Source organism: Microbacterium sulfonylureivorans (assembly GCF_003999995.1).
In the GTDB taxonomy this organism is placed as follows: Bacteria; Actinomycetota; Actinomycetes; order Actinomycetales; family Microbacteriaceae; genus Microbacterium; species Microbacterium sulfonylureivorans.
In genome coordinates, this window is sequence record NZ_RJAD01000001.1 from 2,065,011 (window position 1) to 2,085,002 (window position 19,992).

At 70.3% G+C, this 19,992-nt stretch carries 20 protein-coding genes; 16 read left to right on the forward strand and 4 right to left on the reverse strand.

Annotated features, from left to right (window positions below; translation table 11 throughout):
- Positions 1-192 precede the first annotated feature (192 nt).
- Genes rplM through glmM form a run of 3 tightly spaced genes read left to right on the forward strand, consistent with a single transcriptional unit; the run spans position 193 to position 2,518 of the window.
- The gene (gene rplM / locus EER34_RS09060; protein WP_127474140.1) at positions 193-639 is read left to right on the forward strand and encodes a 50S ribosomal protein L13; all 447 of its coding nucleotides are present in this window, start codon (positions 193-195) and stop codon (positions 637-639) included.
- Between the two features lie 26 nt (positions 640-665).
- Complete coding sequence (gene rpsI / locus EER34_RS09065) at positions 666-1,142, forward strand: 30S ribosomal protein S9 (RefSeq protein WP_127474141.1); 477 nt, start codon at positions 666-668, stop codon at positions 1,140-1,142.
- A 17-nt stretch (positions 1,143-1,159) separates the two neighbouring features.
- Positions 1,160-2,518, forward strand: a complete 1,359-nt coding sequence (gene glmM / locus EER34_RS09070) for a phosphoglucosamine mutase (RefSeq protein WP_127474142.1) — start codon at positions 1,160-1,162, stop codon at positions 2,516-2,518.
- A 76-nt stretch (positions 2,519-2,594) separates the two neighbouring features.
- On the opposite strand, the gene EER34_RS09075 is transcribed toward glmM, so the two are convergent.
- Positions 2,595-3,539 carry a Ppx/GppA phosphatase family protein gene (locus EER34_RS09075; protein ID WP_127474143.1) on the reverse strand — a complete coding sequence of 315 codons (945 nt, stop codon included), beginning with the start codon at positions 3,537-3,539 and terminating at the stop codon, positions 2,595-2,597.
- A 126-nt stretch (positions 3,540-3,665) separates the two neighbouring features.
- On the opposite strand from EER34_RS09075, the gene coaA reads away from it, so the two are divergent.
- The 9 genes from coaA to EER34_RS09120 all read left to right on the forward strand — a co-directional run bounded on the left by coaA (position 3,666) and on the right by EER34_RS09120 (position 11,603).
- Positions 3,666-4,619 (forward strand): type I pantothenate kinase, encoded by a 954-nt coding sequence (coaA, locus tag EER34_RS09080; RefSeq protein ID WP_127474144.1) that lies wholly within the window; start codon positions 3,666-3,668, stop codon positions 4,617-4,619.
- Positions 4,620-4,717: 98 nt separating this feature from the next.
- Positions 4,718-6,568: a glutamine--fructose-6-phosphate transaminase (isomerizing) gene (glmS, locus tag EER34_RS09085; RefSeq protein WP_127474145.1), complete on the forward strand. Its 1,851-nt coding sequence runs from the start codon at positions 4,718-4,720 to the stop codon at positions 6,566-6,568.
- Positions 6,569-6,647: 79 nt separating this feature from the next.
- A complete protein-coding gene (locus EER34_RS09090) occupies positions 6,648-7,025 on the forward strand; it encodes a holo-ACP synthase (protein WP_127474146.1) in 378 nt (125 codons plus the stop codon).
- Complete coding sequence (gene alr / locus EER34_RS09095; RefSeq protein ID WP_205791441.1) at positions 7,022-8,146, forward strand: alanine racemase; 1,125 nt, start codon at positions 7,022-7,024, stop codon at positions 8,144-8,146. The genes EER34_RS09090 and alr overlap by 4 nt, the downstream gene beginning before the upstream one ends.
- A gap of 104 nt (positions 8,147-8,250) precedes the next feature.
- On the forward strand, positions 8,251-8,760 hold the full coding sequence (tsaE, locus tag EER34_RS09100; RefSeq protein ID WP_127474360.1) for a tRNA (adenosine(37)-N6)-threonylcarbamoyltransferase complex ATPase subunit type 1 TsaE: 510 nt from the start codon (positions 8,251-8,253) through the stop codon (positions 8,758-8,760).
- 38 nt (positions 8,761-8,798) lie between these two features.
- A complete protein-coding gene (gene tsaB, locus EER34_RS09105) occupies positions 8,799-9,458 on the forward strand; it encodes a tRNA (adenosine(37)-N6)-threonylcarbamoyltransferase complex dimerization subunit type 1 TsaB (RefSeq protein ID WP_127474147.1) in 660 nt (219 codons plus the stop codon).
- The gene (gene rimI, locus EER34_RS09110; protein ID WP_127474148.1) at positions 9,455-9,952 is read left to right on the forward strand and encodes a ribosomal protein S18-alanine N-acetyltransferase; all 498 of its coding nucleotides are present in this window, start codon (positions 9,455-9,457) and stop codon (positions 9,950-9,952) included. Before tsaB ends, rimI begins: the two co-directional genes overlap by 4 nt.
- On the forward strand, positions 9,949-11,019 hold the full coding sequence (gene tsaD / locus EER34_RS09115; RefSeq protein ID WP_127474149.1) for a tRNA (adenosine(37)-N6)-threonylcarbamoyltransferase complex transferase subunit TsaD: 1,071 nt from the start codon (positions 9,949-9,951) through the stop codon (positions 11,017-11,019). The genes rimI and tsaD overlap by 4 nt, the downstream gene beginning before the upstream one ends.
- Entirely contained in the window at positions 11,016-11,603 is a 588-nt protein-coding gene (locus EER34_RS09120; protein WP_205791443.1) for a hypothetical protein, read from the forward strand. Before tsaD ends, EER34_RS09120 begins: the two co-directional genes overlap by 4 nt.
- Here EER34_RS09120 and EER34_RS09125 read toward each other — a convergent pair.
- Positions 11,593-12,786 carry a THUMP-like domain-containing protein gene (locus tag EER34_RS09125; protein WP_127474150.1) on the reverse strand — a complete coding sequence of 398 codons (1,194 nt, stop codon included), beginning with the start codon at positions 12,784-12,786 and terminating at the stop codon, positions 11,593-11,595. The two genes, EER34_RS09120 and EER34_RS09125, sit on opposite strands and share 11 nt — an antisense overlap.
- 198 nt (positions 12,787-12,984) lie before the next feature.
- On the opposite strand from EER34_RS09125, the gene EER34_RS09130 reads away from it, so the two are divergent.
- The 4 genes from EER34_RS09130 (at position 12,985) to EER34_RS09145 (ending at position 18,495) form a co-directional block, all read left to right on the forward strand.
- Complete coding sequence (locus tag EER34_RS09130; protein ID WP_127474151.1) at positions 12,985-13,905, forward strand: hypothetical protein; 921 nt, start codon at positions 12,985-12,987, stop codon at positions 13,903-13,905.
- Between the two features lie 90 nt (positions 13,906-13,995).
- Entirely contained in the window at positions 13,996-14,898 is a 903-nt protein-coding gene (locus EER34_RS09135) for a hypothetical protein (protein WP_127474152.1), read from the forward strand.
- Between the two features lie 157 nt (positions 14,899-15,055).
- On the forward strand, positions 15,056-16,957 hold the full coding sequence (locus tag EER34_RS09140) for a dynamin family protein (protein ID WP_240642202.1): 1,902 nt from the start codon (positions 15,056-15,058) through the stop codon (positions 16,955-16,957).
- Positions 16,954-18,495, forward strand: coding sequence for a dynamin family protein (locus tag EER34_RS09145; protein WP_240642203.1), 1,542 nt, complete (start codon positions 16,954-16,956; stop codon positions 18,493-18,495). Before EER34_RS09140 ends, EER34_RS09145 begins: the two co-directional genes overlap by 4 nt.
- On the opposite strand, the gene EER34_RS09150 is transcribed toward EER34_RS09145, so the two are convergent.
- Together EER34_RS09150 and EER34_RS09155 are read right to left on the reverse strand one after the other, a co-directional pair.
- A complete protein-coding gene (locus EER34_RS09150; protein WP_127474154.1) occupies positions 18,406-18,930 on the reverse strand; it encodes a hypothetical protein in 525 nt (174 codons plus the stop codon). The genes EER34_RS09145 and EER34_RS09150 overlap by 90 nt on opposite strands.
- 124 nt (positions 18,931-19,054) lie before the next feature.
- Positions 19,055-19,855, reverse strand: a complete 801-nt coding sequence (locus EER34_RS09155; RefSeq protein WP_127474155.1) for an IniB N-terminal domain-containing protein — start codon at positions 19,853-19,855, stop codon at positions 19,055-19,057.
- Positions 19,856-19,992 lie beyond the last annotated feature (137 nt).

The following is a 19,992-nucleotide window of genomic DNA, read 5'->3' on the forward strand; positions in this document are numbered from 1 at the left end:
GGCCTCGCCCGGGAACCTGCGTTTGGTCAGGGGAATCGGATGCCGTAGACTCGACCTTTGGTGTTCGGCTCAGCTGACCCGGCACCGCGAACGTGAGCCCTCCACTGGCGTGTTCCCAGGCCCTCGGCCGCAGAACCACCCCGGAGCGGGATTCACGAACTTCTCCGTTCGAATCAAGAAAGCAGCACTATTGTGACGCGCACTTACACCCCCAAGACTGGCGAGATCCAGCGCGACTGGCTGGTCATCGACGCGACTGACGTCGTCCTCGGCCGCCTCGCCTCGCAGGCCGCCATCCTCCTCCGCGGCAAGCACAAGGCCACGTTCGCGAACCACGTCGACACCGGTGACTTCGTCATCATCATCAACGCCGACAAGGTCGCCCTCACCGGCCAGAAGCTCCAGAAGAAGAAGGCGTACCGCCACTCGGGCTACCCGGGCGGCCTGTCGTCGGTCACCTACGACGAGCTCCTCACCAAGAACCCCGAGCGCGCCGTCGAGAAGGCCGTCCGCGGCATGCTCCCCAAGAACAGCCTGGGCGCGGCGCAGCTGCGCAAGCTGAAGGTCTACCGCGGCGCCGAGCACCCCCACGGTGCGCAGCTGCCCAAGACGTACACCCTCGACCAGGTCGCCCAGTAAGCGCCGTACAGACTAAGGACACACTCGTGGCGAACATCGAAGACCCCACCAACTACTCGACCGAGACCCCCGTCGACCAGGCCGAGGCCGCCCCCGCCGAGCGCCCCGTGCTCTCGGTGCCCGGCGCAGCCGTCGGCCGTCGCAAGCAGGCCATCGCCCGCGTGCGCCTGGTCCCCGGCTCGGGCGTCATCACCGTCAACGGACGCGAGTTCGAGGACTACTTCCCGAACAAGCTGCACCAGCAGCTGATCACCGACCCGTTCACGGTGCTCAACCTCACCGGCGCGTACGACGTCATCGTCCGCATCTCGGGCGGCGGCCCCTCGGGCCAGGCCGGTGCTCTGCGCCTCGGCATCGCCCGCGCGCTCAACGAGATCGACGCCGAGAACAACCGCCCGACCCTCAAGAAGGCCGGCTTCCTCTCGCGCGACGCACGCGTCATCGAGCGCAAGAAGGCCGGTCTCAAGAAGGCCCGCAAGGCGCCTCAGTACTCGAAGCGCTGATCGGCTCTCCTCTCCGTATGCCGCTTTTTGGCACGGACGGGGTGAGGGGGCTGGCCAACGGCCCCCTCACCGCCGATCTCGCTCTCTCCCTGGCCCAGGCGACTGCTGTCGTCCTGGGCCAGGGCCGCTCTGCCGACGCGCGACGCGCGTCCGGCAAGCGCATCACCGCCGTCGTCGCCCGCGATCCGCGCGTATCCGGCGAGTTCCTGTCGGCCGCCGTCGAAGCGGGCCTGGCGTCCTCCGGCGTCGACGTCCTCGACGCGGGAGTGCTGCCCACGCCGGCGACCGCGTTCCTCATCGCCGACATGGACGCCGACTTCGGCGTCATGGTCTCGGCGTCGCACAATCCGGCGCCCGACAACGGCATCAAGATCTTCGCCCGCGGCGGCGTGAAGCTCCCCGACGTCGTCGAAGAGCGCATCGAGCACGCCATGGCCGGCCCCAAGCTGCAGCCCACGGGCGCGGCGGTGGGCCGCATCCGTCGGTTCGCGGACGCCGAGGACCGCTACGTCGTGCACCTCCTGGCGTCGCTGCCCCACCGCCTGGACGGCATCCACGTGGTGCTCGACTGCGCGCACGGCGCGGCATCCGGCGTCTCTCCCGAGACGTTCCGCGACGCGGGCGCCCGGGTCACCGTCATCGGTGCCGATCCGGACGGGCTCAACATCAACGACGGCGTCGGGTCGACGCACCTCGACAAGCTGTCGGAGGCCGTCCTCGCCCACGGCGCCGACGTCGGGATCGCCCACGACGGCGACGCCGACCGATGCCTGGCGGTCGACGCCGACGGGCGCATCGTCGACGGCGACCAGATCATGGCGATCCTCGCGGTCGCGATGAAGCAGCGCGGGAGGCTCGTCGACGACACGCTCGTCGCGACCGTCATGAGCAACCTCGGCCTCCATCGCGCGATGGCCGATCACGGCATCGTGGTCGAGCAGACCGCCGTCGGCGACCGCTATGTGCTCGAGCGCATGGACGAGGGCGGCTTCTCACTCGGCGGCGAGCAGTCCGGCCACGTGATCATGAGCGAGTTCGCCACGACCGGGGACGGTCTGCTGACCGGCCTGCACCTTCTCGCGGAGATGGCTCGGCAGAACAAGACGCTCGCCGAGCTCGCGTCGATCATGACCGTGTACCCGCAGGTGCTGATCAACGTCAAGGGTGTCGACCGCTCGCGCGCGAACAGCGACGAGGGCGTGTCGGATGCTGTGGCCGCCGTCGTCGCAGAGCTCGGTGAGTCCGGCCGCGTCCTGCTGCGCCCGTCGGGCACGGAGCAGCTCGTGCGCGTCATGGTGGAGGCCGCATCGGCCGAAGACGCCCAGCGGCACGCGGAGGCACTCGCCGACGTCGTGCGGGAGCGCCTGGCGCTGTAACGGCACGTCGGCACCTCGACGCCATAACGCAGACGACGCCCTGGGCTCCGGCCCGGGGCGTCGCGCGTGAGCGGGGTCAGGCGGAGGGGGCGCTCCACGAGAGCGACTCGATGTATCGCAGCAGCACGCCCTCGCGCAGCGCCCACGGCGAGACCTCGAGCTCGTCGACATCGAGCGCGAGCATCGCCTCGTGCAGCACGACGGCTCCCGCGACGATCTGGAACGTCCGATCGGGGGTGATGCCCGGCAGCTCCTGGCGGGCGGACGCCGGGATCTTCGCCAGCCGCGGGATCCACGAGCCGAGGGAGGCGCGGGGGAGCAGCATCCGCTCGATCCCCGACCAGCCGGGGACCGGGTAGCCGACGAGCTTCGCGAGCGAGCGGATCGCCTTGGACGACCCCACGACGTGATCCGGGCGCGCGAGGGCGCCGAACTGCGCGGCCACGGGCGCGAGCGTGGCTCGCGCGTGCTCGCGCAGCAGCTCGACGGCGGGTTCGCCGGGCGGATCGTCGGGGAGGAACCGCACGGTCATGCGGCCCGCTCCGAGCGGGAGGGATGCCGCGGCCTCCGGCAGCTCGTCCGCTCCGGCCGCGATCTCGAGCGAGCCGCCGCCGATGTCGAACAGCAGGATCTGGCCGGCGGCCCAGCCGAACCATCGGCGGACGGCGAGGAACGTGTAGCGGGCCTCGGTCTCGCCGCCCAGCACCTGGAGCGGCTGGCCGAGGGCCTCTTCGATGAGGGCGATGACCTCGGGGCCGTTGGCAGCCTCGCGGACGGCCGAGGTCGCGGTGGCCAGCAGCTCGTCGACCTTCTCCTTCGCCGCGACCTTGCGCGCCTGCGTGACGGCGGCGACGAGCGCCTTCACGCCCTCGGGGATGATCTCGCCGTCCGGTCCGAGGTAGCGCATGAGCCGCAGTACGGTCCGCTGGCTCGTGGCGGCGAGCGGCCGACCCCCCGGCCTCACATCGGCGACGAGCAGGTGGACGGTGTTCGATCCGATGTCGAGGACTCCCAGGCGCACGGCTCGACAGTACCGGTGCGCGGGGTTCGGCGTCGTGCCCGCGGCCGCGCGTGCTCAGGCGCCCGGTGAGTCACCGTGCCCCTGCCGCGACGGCCGCGGCATCCTCCAGCGGCTACGATGAGCGGGATGTCCGCAGACGACGCAGCCATTCTCGCCCCGGCGCCCTCGCTCTACCGCGAGATAGACCGCGGCGATTGGGCGCGCCTCGCGGCCGGGATGTCGCAGCCGCTGTCCGAGACCGAGATCGTCCAGATCCGGGGGCTCGGCGACCGTCTCGACATCGCCGAGGTCTCTCAGGTCTATCTGCCGCTCTCGCGCCTCCTGTCGCTGTACGCCAAGGCGACGAAGCAGCTCGGCGCCGAGACCAGCGCGTTCCTCGGCGACGCCGACACGACGACGCCGTTCGTCGTGGCCGTCGCCGGCTCGGTCGCCGTCGGCAAGTCCACGATCGCCCGACTGCTGCGCGAGCTGATGAGCCGCTGGCCCGACACGCCCCGCGTCGAGCTCGTCACCACCGACGGCTTCCTCTATCCGAACGCCGAGCTCGAGCGCCGCGGCATCATGGCGCGCAAGGGGTTCCCCGAGTCGTACGATCGGCGCGCGCTCGTCTCGTTCCTCACCGAGGTCAAGAGCGGGGCGCCCGAGGTGCGGGCGCCGTTCTACTCGCACATGCGCTACGACATCGTGCCCGACGCCCACACCACCGTCCGCCGTCCGGACGTGGTGATCGTCGAGGGGCTGAACGTGCTCCAGCCGCCCGCCGCGCCGCACGACGTGGCGGTCAGCGACTTGTTCGACTTCTCGATCTACGTCGACGCCGACCCGGGGCACATCGCGCAGTGGTACGTCGAGCGGTTCATGGCGCTCAAGACCGGCGCCTTCGCCAATCCGAGCTCGTTCTTCAACGTCTTCTCGCACCTCAGCGACGAGGAGGCGGTGACGACGGCGCTCGGCTACTGGAACGACATCAACCTTCCGAACCTCATGGAGAACGTGCTTCCGACCCGCGGTCGGGCGAGCCTCGTCCTGCAGAAGGCGGCGAACCACACCGTCGAGCGCGTCCTCCTCCGCAAGCTCTGACGACCGGCTCGCGCCGGCCCATTTCGCGTTTTGGTGCTGATCAGGGATTCCCTATTCGTTCAGGCTCCTCGCATAACGGTCCGCCTACCATTGACACCATGTGTGGAATCGTCGGATACGTGGGCCCGCGGCAGAGTCAGGCCATCCTCATCGCCGGCCTCGCGCGGCTCGAGTACCGCGGCTACGACTCGGCCGGCATCGCGGTCATCGACGCCGGCGGCGATCTCGGCATGCGCAAGCGCGCCGGCAAGCTGGGCGTCCTCCGCGACGACCTGAAGTCCGCGCCTCTCGCCGACGGCACGACGGGCATCGGCCACACCCGCTGGGCAACGCACGGCGGGCCCACCGACGACAACGCCCACCCGCACCTCGCCGACGACGACAAGCTCGCCGTCATCCACAACGGCATCATCGAGAACTTCGCCGAGCTCAAGGACGAGCTCGTCTCGGACGGCTACACCTTCCGCAGCCAGACCGACACCGAGGTCGCCGCCGTGCTCCTCGGCCGCGAGTACCGCGCATCGGGCGACCTGGTGTCGGCGTTCCGCGCCGTCGTCTCGCGTCTCGAGGGCGCCTTCACGCTCCTCGCGATGCACGAGGAGCAGCCCGGACTCGTCGTCGGCGCCCGCCGCAACTCGCCGTTGGTCATCGGCCTCGGCGAGGGCGAGAACTTCCTCGGCTCCGACGTCGCGGCGTTCGTCGAACACACCCGCAGCGCCCTCGCGATCGGCCAGGACCAGATCGTCGCGATCACGCCCGCCGGCGTCGAGGTGACCGACTTCGACGGCAACACCGTCGAGGTCGAGCCGTTCGAGGTGACCTGGGACGCCTCTGCCGCAGACAAGGGCGGCTGGTCGTCCTTCATGGCCAAGGAGGTCTCGGAGGAGCCCGAGGCCGTGGCCAACACCCTGCGCGGCCGCCTGCGCGACGGCGAGGTCGTCATCCCCGAGCTGGACGGCCTCGACGAGCTGTTCGCCGGGATCTCGCGCATCATCATCATCGCGTGCGGCACGGCGGCGTACGCCGGCCAGGTCGGCAAGTACGCGATCGAGCAGTGGACGCGCGTGCCCGTCGACGTCGAGCTCGCGCACGAGTTTCGCTACCGCGACCCGGTCATCGGTCCCGACACCCTTGTGGTCTCGATCAGCCAGTCCGGCGAGACGATGGACACGTTGATGGCCGTCAAGTACGCGCGCGACCGCGGGGCGAAGACGCTGTCGATCTGCAATACGCAGGGCGCGACCATCCCGCGCGAGTCCGACGCGATCGTCTACACGCACGCCGGCCCCGAGGTGGCTGTCGCCTCGACGAAGGCGTTCGTCGCCCAGATCACCGCGCTCTACCTGATGGGTCTGCACGTCGGTCGTGTCCGCGGAGTCGTCTCCGCAGCGGATGCCGCCGCCCACGTCCGTGAGCTCGAGGCCATCCCCGCCAAGATCTCGCAGATCCTCGAGCGCGAGCAGCCGCGCATCGAGCAGCTCGCCCACTGGATGGCCGACACCCGATCGGTACTGTTCCTCGGCCGCCACGTCGGCTACCCGATCGCCCTGGAGGGCGCGCTCAAGCTCAAGGAGCTCGCCTACATCCACGCCGAGGGCTTCGCCGCGGGCGAGCTCAAGCACGGCCCGATCGCGCTCATCGAGCCCGGTCAGCCGGTGTTCGTGATCGTCCCGTCGCCGCGCAAGTCGGTGGAGATGCACAAGAAGGTCGTGTCGAGCATCGAGGAGATCCGCGCTCGGGGCGCCCGCGTGATCGCGATCGCCGAAGAGGGCGACGCCGCCGTGCTGCCCGTCGCCGACGAGGTGCTGCGCATCCCGCTCGCCGGGCCCTTCTTCGAGCCGCTCCTGGCCGTCGTGCCCCTGCACATCTTCGCGATGGGCCTCGCGACAGCGAAGGGCCTCGACGTCGACCAGCCGCGCAACCTCGCGAAGTCCGTCACGGTCGAGTAGGCGGAGGCCCGCCGGTAGGGTGGCGGATGCCGCGCCCTTCGTCGGGCTTTCACACCGGGCGGCGTGACAGGAGAGTTTCGTGATCGTCGGGATCGGCGTCGACCTGGTCGACATCGCCCGCTTCGAGCGCACGCTCGAGCGGACGCCCCGCCTGCTCCAGAGGCTGTTCTCACCGAGGGAGCGCGAGCTCAAGCCGCGCTCGCTGGCGGCGCGCTACGCCGCCAAGGAAGCCCTCATCAAGGCGCTCGGCGGGTCGGACGGCGTGCACTGGACGGAGATCGAGATCACGCCCGAGGCATCCGGTCGTCCGTGGTTCACGTTGAGCGGGTCGACCGAAGCCGTCGTCGCAGCGCGGGGGATCACGACGATCCACCTGTCGATGTCGCACGACGCGGGCTTCGCGACCGCGTACGTCGTGGCCGAATCCGATCCGGCTGCGACGGAGGTCGCGCGATGACCCGGATGCCCGCCGGTGTGATGCGCGAGGCGACGATCGACGTCGGCGCCATCGAGGACAACGTGCGCCACCTCCGCCGCCTGACAGGGTCCGAGGTGATCGCGGTCGTCAAGGCCGACGGCTACGGACACGGAGCCGTGCGGTCGGCCGTCGCCGCGCTCGCCGGCGGGGCGTCGCGTCTGGGCGTCGCCGACATCGGCGAGGCGATCGCCCTCCGGCGCGCCGGCATCGACGCTCCGATCGTAGCGTGGCTGCACGCCCCGGGCACGTCGTTCGCCGAGGCGGCTTCGCACGGGATCGAGCTCGGCATCTCGAGCTTCGAGCAGCTCCTGGCCGCCGCGGCCGCGGCATCGGCCGACCGTCCCGTCGTGGTCCATCTCAAACTCGAGACGGGCCTGTCCCGCAACGGCATCGCGCCGGCCGATCAGCGCGTCGTGTTCGCCGAGGCCGCGCGCCTCGAGCGGATCGGGCGGCTGCGAGTGGTCGCTCTCTTCAGCCACCTCTCCAACGCGTCCTCCGACGACGACCGTGCGGCGCTGCGGGCGTTCGAGGACGCAGTGGGCCTCGCCGCGACCCTCGGCCTCGCGCCCCCGCTGCGTCATCTCGCGGCGACGCACGCCGCCATCGAGCTGCCGGAGACGCGGCTCGGGTGCGTGCGCATCGGCATCGGCATGTACGGCCTGTCGCCGTTCGGCGACCGCAGCTCGGCCGACCTGGGCCTCCGCCCGGCCATGACGCTCCGCGGGGCGGTCGCGGCCGTCCGGCGGGTGCCGGCGGGACAGGGGGTGTCGTACGGGTACGACTTCCGAGCGGAGCGCGAGACGACCCTCGCGCTCGTGCCGCTGGGCTACGCCGACGGCGTGCCGCGGCAGGCGTCGGGCGCGGGTCCGGTCGCGATCGGCGGTCGCCGCTTCACCGTCGCCGGCCGTATCGCGATGGACCAGTTCATGGTCGACGTCGGCGACGCCCCGGTCGCCGTCGGCGACGAGGTCGTGCTGTTCGGCGACCCGACCCTGGGCGCTCCGGCGGCCGACGAGTGGGCCGCCGCCGCGCACACGATCAATTACGAGGTCGTCACGCGAATCGGCCCCAGGGTGCCCCGCAGGCAGGTGTCGGCGTGACCGGCGAACCCGGCGTGCGCCCCGACTCCGAGGACGGCGAGATCGGCACCCGGCCGGGACTCGATGCGCTCGTCGGCACGCGCGAGATCGCATCGCCGCACGACATGGAGCAGCTCGGCGAGCAGATCGGCGGGATGCTGCGCCCTGGCGACCTGGTCGTGCTGACCGGACCGCTCGGTGCGGGCAAGACGACTCTCGCACGCGGGATCGCAGCGGGCCTCGGCGTGCGGGGTCCTGTCCAGAGCCCGACGTTCGTCATCGCCCGAACCCACCCTTCGCTCGTCGGCGGCACCCCCCTCGTGCACGTCGACGCCTATCGGCTCGGCTCACCGGCCGAGCTCGACGACCTCGACATCGACTTCGAGGCCTCGGCGGTCGTCGTCGAATGGGGCCGCGGGATGGTCGACGGTCTCCGCGACCACTGGTGGGAGATCGAGCTCGACCGTGATGCGCCCACGCGCCTGGAGGCCCCGCGCGACGCGCCGGCGGCGCGTGGAGAAGGCGTGGGGACGGACGGGAGTGGAGTGGACACCGCGTGCGGCACGCCCTCCCGCGCGATCGAGGAGCTCGACGCCGACACCCCGAGGGTCGTGGCGATCAGTCGCCGCCCGTAGCCGGGGCACCGCGGCGGAGCGCCGACTACCCTGGAGGGGTGATCCTCGGCATCGACACCTCCCTCGGCTCCGCGGTGGCCGTCGTCGAGCTCGACGGGATCGTGCGGTCGCAGGTCGAGAGCACCGACCCCCGCGGGCACGCGGAGGTGATCGGCGTCCTGATCGAGCAGGCGCTCGCCGAGGCATCCGTCACCCCAGCCGACATCTCGCATGTCGCCGCCGGAATGGGCCCCGGGCCGTTCACGGGTCTCCGGGTCGGCATCGCCGCCGCGCGCGCGTTCGCGCTCGCCCGCGGCATTCCGGTGGTGCCGGTCGTGAGCCACGACGCCGTCGCGATCGAACTGATGCTGCACGACGCGCTCACAGGAGGCGTCGACGAGACCGCCGACCGTCCGTTCGCCGTCGTGACCGACGCCCGACGGCGGGAGTTCGCGTTCACGGTGTACCGCAGCTTCGACGACGACGGGCTGCCGATCCGCGAGCGCGAGCCCTCGCTGATACCGCGCGACGACCTCGACGCTCTGCTCGAGCGCGGCGCGATCCTCCGCCAGGACGCGGACCGCATCCCGGCCGGCCTGCTCGGACTCGTCGCCGTGCGCGCCCTCGAGGCGCACCGCGATGTCGGCCCGGCCGACGCGCTCTACCTGCGGTCGCCCGACGTGACGATGCCCGGCGCTCCGAAGAAGGTGGGCTCATGACGCTGCGCGCCGCCGTTCCCGGCGACCTCGCGGCGATCATGTCCCTCGAGCGGGCGTCGTTTCCGACCGACGCATGGTCCGATGCGATGATGCGCGAGGAGCTCTCGTCGCCGCACGGCTGGTACGTCGTCGACGAGGAGGCCGGCCGCGTCCTCGGGTACGCGGGGCTCCGCACGGTGCGCGGGGCGAAGGATGCCGACGTCCAGACCATCGCGATCGCCGAGGCATCCCGTGGCCGCGGCCGTGGCCGTGCACTCCTGCGAGCGCTGCTCGAGCAGGCGGCCGATCGCGGCGTGCACGAGGTGTTCCTCGAGGTCCGTGCCGACAACCCCGTTGCGCAGGCGCTCTACGCCTCGGAGGGCTTCCTCGAGGTCGGCCGGCGCCCGCGGTACTACCAGCCGGACGACGTGGACGCCGTAGTCATGAAGCTCGACGTGCCGGGCTGGGGCGCCCGGCGCCTCGCGTCGGCCGATGATGCGGGGGTGTGCACATGAACCGGTTCGAGCCCCTCGTGCTGGGGATCGAGACGAGCTGCGACGAGACGGGCATCGGCATCGTGCGCGGTCGCACGCTGCTGTCGAACACGATCGCAAGCTCGATGGACGAGCACGCCCGCTACGGCGGGGTGGTGCCCGAGGTGGCGGCCCGCGCCCATCTCGAGGCCCTCGAGCCCGCGATCCGCGCGGCGCTGGCCGAGTCCGGCGTCGCGCTGTCCGACATCGACGCCGTCGCGGTGACGTCGGGTCCGGGGCTCGCCGGCGCCCTGATGGTCGGCGTGGGTGCCGCCAAGGCCCTCGCCGTCTCCCTGCAGAAGCCGCTCTACGCGGTGAACCACCTCGTCGGCCACATCGCGGCCGACATCCTGGATGCCGACGCTCCGCCCCTCGAGTACCCCACGGTCGCGCTGCTGGTCTCGGGCGGCCATACGTCCCTGCTGCTGGTGCGCGACCTCACGACCGACGTCGAGCTGCTCGGCGAGACGATGGACGACGCGGCGGGCGAGGCCTTCGACAAGGTCGCCCGGCTGCTCGGGCTGCCGTACCCGGGCGGTCCCGAGATCGACCGGGCCGCGGCATCCGGAGACCCGAAGGCGATCCCGTTCCCGCGGGGCCTCTCACGGGCGAGCGACATGGCGGCCCACCGCTACGACTTCTCCTTCTCGGGGCTGAAGACCGCTGTCGCACGGTGGGTCGAGCAGCGCGAGGCGGCGGGCGAGTCCGTGCCCGTGGCGGATGTCGCGGCGAGCTTCCGCGAGGCCGTCGTCGACGTCCTCGTGACCAAGGCGCTCGCCGCGTGCCGCGATCACGGCGTTCCCCGCCTGCTGCTCGGCGGCGGCGTCATCGCCAATCGGCGCCTGCGCGACGTCGCGATCGAGCGCGCCGCGGCCGAGGGGGTCACGGTGCGGATCCCCCCGCTGTCGCTGTGCACCGACAACGGGGCGATGATCGCCGCGCTCGCGTCCGAGCTCGTCATGTCGGGCAGGCCGCCGTCGACGCTCGGGTTCGGGGCGGACTCGACGCTGCCGGTGAGCGAGATCCAGGTCGCCGAGGACGCCGCGTGAGCGGAGACGATCGGATGCCGCAGCCCGGCCAGGTCCCCGCGGAGCCGGGTCATGAGCCGCCCTCGCCCGAGCCCGCGGCGCCCGCCTCGGCACCTGCGGCCCCGGCGCGGTCTGCAGGATCCACTCCGGCCGCCCCCGGGCGCCCGGCCGCCGTCGAGCCGCCCTCGCCCGACGTCGCGCTCGCAGACGAGGCTTCTCCGCTCCCGGGCGTGCATCGCGGCGGATTCCTCCGGCTGCCCACCGCCCCCATCGCGGTGACGTCGCAGTCGGCTCCCGTCGAGCCGGGCACCGACGACGAGCCCGCGCCGACGGCGCAGTGGCTCATGCCCGCGGCCGACGGGCCTCACCGGGGCCTGGCGGCCTGGGCGCTGGCGTTCTCGATCACGGGACTCGTCGTCTCGCTGTTCGTCGGCTGGGGCTTCCCGATCGGCCTGGTCGGCGTCGTGTCGGGCATCTTCGCCGTGAGGCGACCCCTCGAGAGCCGGGCCGTCGCCGTCTGGGCGATCGTGGTCGGCGTGATCTCGATCCTCTACAGCGCGGGCTGGCTCTTCTACGCCGCCGCCCGCGCGTCGATCATCGGCTGACCCGGTCCGCGAGGATCGCGACGCGGCGCGCGCCGATCCGCGCAAGGATGAGCGTCGCCTCCTCGTCGCCGCGGAGCACGAGCTTGCGTCGGAACTGCGCCGGATCGACATCGACCCCCCGCTTCTTGATCTCGATCCGTCCGATGCCGCGGGCGCGCAGCGCGGCGTTGATCGTGGGGACCTTGAGGGGCAGCGCCTCCTGCACCCGGAACGACGTGACGAACGGGCTCGTCAGTGCGGCGTCCGAGGTGAGGTAGGCGACGTGCTCGTCGAGCATGCCGGCCTGGAGCGACCTCGCCACGTCGCCGATGAGCCGGGCGCGGATCACGGCACCGTCGGGCTCGTGCACGAAGGCGCCGAGCTCGCGCACCGGCTCGTCCAGGGCATCCGCAGGTGCCGTCAGCTCGTGCGCGTCGTCGCCGCGCATGACGAGCGCCGCGCGCCGCACGCCATCGCGCGCGAGCGCGCCCGACCACAGCACGAGCTCCACCGTCGATCCGTCGGCGCTCACCCACTGCGCCTCCAGGGCATCCGGGATCAGGTCGCGGTCGAGCCCGGGACCGAGCTTGATCCCCGTCGGGAGCCGCGTCGCGACGTCGAAGGCCCAGCCCAGCGAGGGCGACCAGTCTTCGGGCTTCGTGCGCTTCGTCTCGGAGTGGCCCGCGGTGCGCCGGGCCGGATCGAGCCAGACGCCGTCGATCCCGTCGAGGCTCGTCGACTCGGCCATGCCGTGGCTCACGGTCACGGCGTCGCCGAACGGCGCGAGGTTGAACGCCGCAAGGGCGGCCGTCACCTCGTCGGCGTCGACTGCCTCGACCTGCAGACCGAGTCCGGCCATCCCGAGCGCGTCCCCGCCGATCCCGCATCCGAGGTCGGCGACCCGAGAGAGCCCGGCATCTCGGAGCCGGCCGGCGTGCCGCGCGGCGATCGGCAGCCGCGTCGCCTGCTCGAGACCGGCGCGCGTGAACAGCATCCGCTCGGCGAACGGGCCGAACTTCGAGGCGGCCCGCTCGCGCAGCCGCGCCTGGGTCACGACGGCAGATACGAGGTCGGGGGAGTGGCCCTCCTTGCGCAGGCGGGTCACGGTTCGCGCGACCTCGGCGGCCGAATCCATCACGGGAAGCGCATCGAGCAGGCGCAGACCGTCAGGGGTCAGCAGCGCTGTCAGTTCGGCCATCTCCACCGGCCCAGCCTACGGCGGTGCCCGGGATGGGGCCGACGGCCCCCGTGTACCCCCTACCCCTAGAGGCGGGGCCCGACGGAAACCCCCGCCGCCTGCCCGGCGTTCCAGGGATGGATCCCCGATGTGCCGTGCGCGACGCGCTCCTACGGTGTAGCCATCAGCAGATATCGGGGCATGCCCCGGGATTGGGAAGGGCTCATGCCTATCGAGATCAACGACTTCGACGATTCGTTCAACACGCGGGTCAGGGACTCGTTCAACTCGTCGAGCACCAACACGGCCAACCTCGGGGTGGACCTCGACAACGTGGGGAACTCCGACAGCTCGGTGAACGACAGCGGGAACGTCGATGTCGGTGTGGCCGACTCGTTCAATGAGGACTCGCATGACGTCGACATGGACACCGACGTCGACATCGACGACTCCTTCAATGACAAGTCCGACAATTCCACCGACGATCACACCGACAACTCGACCGATGACTCCCACAACGACAACTCCGAGAACTGGGTCAAGGACTCCTACAACACGTTCACGGACAGGTCCGTCGACGACCACTCGATGAATGCCGGCGGACGCACGTACAACGTCGGGATGGGCGACGTCTCGCTGGGCGGTGCGGGCGGAGCCGCTGCGGCGGCCCGAGCCGGCGCAGGTGCGGCCGGCGGCACGTCGATCGAGAGCCACAACACGATCGTCGACCAGTCCGTCAACGCGAACATCCTCGGCGGCGGCGTGCATGCGTACTCCGCCAGCGACGCCGTGGTCGCATCGGGGGACGACTCCATCGCAGCGGGTGACGACGTGGACATCGAGACGCGGGTCGACAACTCGACCGTGATCGCCGGAGGAGGGGACGTGAACGTCGGCAACGAGACGACGATCTCCAACGTCGTCGGCTCGTACAACTCGTGGGAGGACAACTCGACCGACGAGGACAACTCCGTCGACGTTGACATCGACGACTCGTGGAACGACTACTCCGACACCTACACGGCGACGGACTCGTTCAACGAGACGAACGACCTCTCGGCGGCGTTCGACGTCGACGTCGATGTCAACGCGATCGTCGACAGCAGCGACTCCGCAATCGTGGACGACCTCGACGTCGGGCTCTGATCCGCCTCACCCGGCTCGGCGATGCCGTCGAGCCGGGAACCCGCACCCAGAGCCGGCGCGGCGCGTCGGCCCGAAGAGAAGGACTATGACATGGCAATCGACGACATCGACGAATCGTTCAACGTGCGTGTGCGCGACTCGTTCAACTCCACCTCGGCGAACACAGCCAATATCACCGCCGACCTGCAGAACGTCGGCAACACGGACGATTCGACGAACGACAGCGGCAACACCGCGGTCGATCTCGACGGATCCTTCAACGAGGACTCCCACGACATGGACCTCGACACCGACGTCGACGTGGAGGACTCGTTCAACGATGAATCCGACAACTCGACCGATGACCACACCGACAACTCGACCGACGACTCGTACAACGACAACTCCGACAACTCGGTGGACGACTCGTACAACAGCTGGACGGATGCATCGACGGACGACCATTCGACGAATGCGGGTGCGCGCACCTACAACGCGGGCATGGGCGACGTATCCCTCGCCGGCGCCGCGGGCGGCGGGGGCGGCGCGCTCCACGTCAGCAGCCACAACACGGTCGTCGACCAGTCCGTCAACGGCAACGTCGCCGCGTTCGGCGGGGTGGGGCTGGTGTCCAAGAGCGACGCGGTCGTCGCGTCCGGTGACGGCGCGATGGCGGCAGGGGACGACATCGACATCCACCAGAGCCTGGACGAGTCGACGACGATCCTCGGCGGGGACGATGTGAACGTGGGCAACACCACCTCGATCTCCAACGTCCTTCACTCCCACAACTCCGCGACGGACAACTCGACGAGCACCGACAACTCGTGGGACGTGGACATCGACGGCTCGTTCAACGACGACTCCGACTCCTACACGGCGACGAACTCGTTCAACGAAGAGCTCACATCGATCAACGAGAGCGACTGGGATGTCGATGCCAACGTGATCTGGGACAGCGAGGATTCGGTCGTCGTCGACGATGTCGACGTCGACCTCGACCTGCCGGGGTGATGGGGCACCCTGCGCACTCGGATTCACATCTGGGGAGACAGCTCTGGGCCGGCGATGCCGGCCCAGAGCCGTCGCATCGGGACTTTCGGACCGCGGGCGCCCGGAACGCGCTAGCGTGTGCTCGTACAGGGCGAAACCGCCGCCGAAGGAGTCGCCGGTGACTCAGAGCCTCCCCGGGAAGCCTGGCCGTGACATATCCGTCCCGGCAGAGTCCGATCGCGCCCGATCGCTCGCCGCGGCCGATGCGAAGCCCCTGCTGGAGCTCGTGCGCAAGGCACGGGCTCTCGCCGACTCCGCCGGGCGCGCCGATCTGACGCGGCGCCTCGACGACACGCGCGCCAGGCTCGAGGATCCGCACGTCCGGGTGATCGTCATCGGCCAGTTCAAGCAGGGCAAGAGCAAGCTCGTCAACGCGCTGATCAATGCCCCTGCCTGTCCCGTCGACGACGACCTGGCCACCAGCGTCCCCACGTCGGTGGGCTATGCGGAGACCCCTTCGGCGGTCGTCCTGCTGCGCAGGGAAGGCCCCTCGGGACCGGTCATCGAGCGGTTGCCGATTCCGATCGACGACGTCGCACGCTACGTCTCGGAGGGAGGCGACCGCAGCGACGCCGACATCGTGGGGGCTGAAGTCTTCCTGCCCCGAGAGCTCCTCAAAGGCGGGCTCCGACTCGTCGACTCGCCCGGCGTCGGCGGCCTCGAGTCAACCCGTTCGCTGAGCACGCTCGCGGCGATGTCGACCGCGCACGCCGTGCTCCTCGTCTCCGATGCGTCTCAGGAGTACACCGAGCCCGAGGTGCAGTTCCTCCGCCACGCGATGCGCATGTCGCCGAACGTCGGCGCCGTGCTGTCCAAGACGGACATCTATCCCGAATGGCGGCAGATCGAGGAGATCGACCGATCGCACCTCAGCGAGGTCGGTGACGTGCCCATCTTCCCGATCTCGAGCGACCTGCGCATCCTCGCCGCCGAAGAGCAGGACCGCGAGTTGAACGAGGAGTCGGGATTCCCGTCTCTGGTCGCGCACCTGCGGCGGGACGTGATGGGGCGCGCAGAGCTCCTCCATCGGCGCGCCGCGGTCCACGACGTGTCGTCGGTGTCCGAACAGCTTCTGCTGGCGGTGCGGACCGCGCTCAACGCGCTCCTCAACCCCGAGGACACACCGCGGATGATCGCCAAGCTCGAGGACGCGAAGTCGCGCGCGGACGAGTTCCGCAGCCGCAGTTCGCGATGGCAGGTCACCCTGAGCGACGGGGTCGCGGATCTCATCGCCGACACCGAGCACGACTTGCGCGATCGCCTGCGAAAGGTGCAGCGCGAAGCCGAGACCGCCATCGACGAGGGGGACCCCGGCCCGATCTGGGACCAGATCGCCGCCTGGCTGGATCGGCGTGTCTCGGCGGCGGTATCCGAGACGTTCGTCTGGACGAACGAGCGGGCTCAGTGGCTGTGCGAGCAGGTCGCCGTGGAGTTCGCGGCGGCGGAGTCATCCCTCCCCTACATCGATGTCGCGAGCACCGAGAGCGTGCTCGAACCGGTCGAGGCGCTCCAGACGCTCGAGGAGGGCCGGCTGGGCGCAGCCGAGAAGATCTACATCGGCGTGCGCGGATCGTATGGCGGCGTGCTGATGATGGGACTGGCCACCAGCCTCGTCGGCCTGTCGCTGATAAACCCGCTGTCCCTTCTCGTGGGCGTGGTCGTGGGAAGACGCGCGTACCGCGAGGATCGGTCCGCTCGGCTCACCCGCCGGCAGGCGGAGGCGAAGAACCTCGTGCGCCGGCACATCGAGGACGTGGTGTTCCAGGTCGGCAAGCAGCTCAAGGACCGGCTCCGTTTCGTGCAGCGCGCCGCCCGAGATCATTTCGGCGCGATCGCCGACGAGCTCCATCGCTCGCTGGCGGATTCGGTCGCAGCGGCGAAGCAGTCGGCCGTGACGTACACGGCCGAGCGTGACACGCGGGTGCGACAGCTCCAGGCGCAGCAGGCGAGGATCGAGGCCCTGCGCGCGGAGATCCCGCAGCTCGAGCGGCCGGAGCACGCGGGGGCGGGTCAGCGGTGAAGCACGCAGCCCTCGGCGACATGTCCACGATCGTCGCTCGGCTCCGTGAGACGTACGCCGACGACCGCGCCGCGCTGGAGGTGCTGGACGCGTGTGAGCGCAGACTGCGCGAGCCCTTGCGGATCGGGATCGCCGGGATGGTCAAGGCAGGGAAGTCGACGCTGCTCAACGCGCTGATCGGCGAGCGGATCGCACCGACGGACGCGGGTGAGTGCACGCGCACCGTGACCTGGTACCGTCACGGTCCGACGGCGCGCGTCACCGTCCATCTGCGGGACGGATCGACCGAGCGCATGCCCGTACGACGCTCGCAGGGCCACCTCGCGCTCGACTTGGGTGACCTCCGGGCCGACGAGGTCGAGTGGATCGACGTCGAGTGGCCGTCCGAGAGCCTGCGATCGATCGTCCTCATCGACACTCCGGGAATCGCATCGCTCTCGGCTGACGTGTCGGCTCGGACGATCTCGTTCCTCACGCCATCCCGCGCGCCGTCCGCGGCCGACGCGATCATCTACCTCCTGCGCCACGTGCACGCATCGGACGTGAAGTTCCTCGAGGAGTTCCACGACACCGCGGCGGGTGCGTCCCAGACCGTCAACGCCCTGGCGGTGCTGTCCCGCGCCGACGAGATCGGGTCGGGCCGGATCGACTCCCTCCTCTCCGCTGCGAAGATCGCCGAACGTTATCGCCGCGACGGGGAGCTGCGGTCGCTCGCCCTCGGCGTGATCCCCGTGGCCGGGCTTCTGGCGGAGGGCGCGCGCACCCTCCGCCAGAGCGAGTTCGCAGCGTTCCAGACGCTCGCCGGACTGGACCGCGCCCTCCGGACTCGGGCGCTGATCTCCGTCGATCGCTTCCTGGGCGGCACCGCCGAGATCCCTCTGAGCGTCGCGCAGCGCCGTGACCTTCTCGCACGGTTCGGTGTCTTCGGCGTGCGGCTCGCGACGGCGCTCGTGCGTGCGGGAGCGCGCACGTCGACCGAACTCGCTGAACGGCTGGTTCAGCAGAGCGGGCTCATCGAGGTGCAGAACTTCGTGACCGAGCAGTTCCGCGCTCGCGCGAGCTCATTGAAGACCCGTGGCGTCGCGCACACCCTGGAGACGCTCGTCCGCGAGCGGAGGCGTCCCGACGCGGCCGGACTCCTGCCCGAGATCGAGAGGCTCGCCCTCGGCACGCACGACCTGCGCGAACTCGCGCTTCTGGCAGACCTGCGCACGGGCACTCCGGATCTGTCCGCCGATGACATTCTCGAGGCCGAGCGCATCGTCGGAGGCGCGGGAACATCCACAGTCGAGCGCCTCGGCTTGACCGAGGGCGCGGATCGGCGCGCCGTCCGCGAGCGCATCGACCAGCTGCTCACGCGATGGCGGGGGATCGCGGAATCGCCCCTCAGCGAGCGGGCGACCATCGAGATATGCCGCACGGTCACACGCAGCGTGGAGGGAGTCGCGTCAGAGCTCCCCACTCGCCGTGCTGCTGCCGCCGCCGCTGCCGTTGCGGACGTCGTGACGACGGGCGGTCCAGCGCAGCGCCGGCGGTAGCAGGCTGAAGAGCAGTCCCAGCAGTCCCAGAGCGAGCTCCACCCGCAGCAGCTGCTGCAGCGGCGCACCGCGCTCGCCCATCGCAATGAGCTCCTGTGCCACGAGGTAGACGACGGTCTGCACGATGAGCGACCCGAAGAGCCACCAGCGCACGTTCGGCCGACGGTTGGCGAACGAGACGAGGAACATGATCTGCAGCGCGATGAGCGACACGGTCAGACCGAACGCCGACCAGAAGAGGATGTCCGCTGTCAGGGTGTAGGTGGCTGCGGCTCGCGATCCGTCGACCGCCTTGATCCGATCGACGATGTCGGGATGCTGCGCCTGACGGATGACGAACAGATAGACCACCGCGGCGCCGCCCGCGATCAGGCTGAGGACCCAGAGCACCTGGCTGATCCGCACGACGAGCGGCGGAGGCAGCTTGACGAGCACAGGCGCGGCCGCCTTGTCGGTCAGCGCAGGGCGTGGGGGAGGTTCGCTCCGCGGATCCGACGGCGGCCGCGCCTGTGGAGTCGGCACCGTTTGGCGGCGGCGGCCCCCGCCTGCGGGTGCGAGTTCAGAACTCGTCATCGGAGGTCGGTTCGACGACGATCGCCGTCTCCGTGGTCTCGAACGCGGCGTTCGCGTCGGCCTCTGCGGCGGTCTCGGTGTACGTCGTCGCCGACGAGTCGTACGACACGTCTTCGGCGGTCTCCGCGGGCTCTGCCGGCTCGGCGGTGGATGTGTCGGTGAACGAGTCCTCGACGGCGACCGTCGTCGATTCGTCTGTGAACGACTCTTCGACGACGACATCGGTCGAGGCATCCGTCGTGGTCGACGTGTCGGTCGTCTCGTTGTACGAGTCTTCGACGACGGTCTCGGTCGTCTCGTTGCCGACGACCGCGTCGTTCCCTGCCGTGATGGTGGTGGAGTTGTCCTCGGTCTGCTCGATAGACACGTCCTCGCCGGCGGCGATGGCCTCGTCGCCGGACGCCACGACGGCCTCCTGGTCGAAGACCTGCGTCACGTCACCGTCTGCCCAGATGTTCTGGTTCACCGACTGGTCGACGATCGTGTCGCTGTCGTCGATCCAAGCGAAGTTCTGGACCACGTTGTTGATCTCGCGAACGACGGGATCCGACGACGGCTGTGCCTGGTTCGAACCGCCGTGCGGGTTCGAATGCGGAACGACGGTGGTGCGCTCGACGATGACGGGCGTCACTGCGGCGACATCGGCGGCGCTGACGTGTGACAAGCCGCGTGCACTGAGTGCACCGTGCGGATCGTCCTCGAATTCGGCGGCCGCGTCCGGATCTCGCAGGAGGCTCAGGATGAATTCGATCAACGCCTCGGCGATGGTCGCGAGAGTCACGCTCATAGTCGTCTCCTCATGCTACAAATCTGTCTCGACCGTATGGCGATCGGCGGGGTGTCCGCGTCGGGGATTGTCCCCCGTCAACCGGGGGGCGACTAGGGGGCCCCCACGTCTTCGTCCTTGCTCCCCTGTAGGGGAAG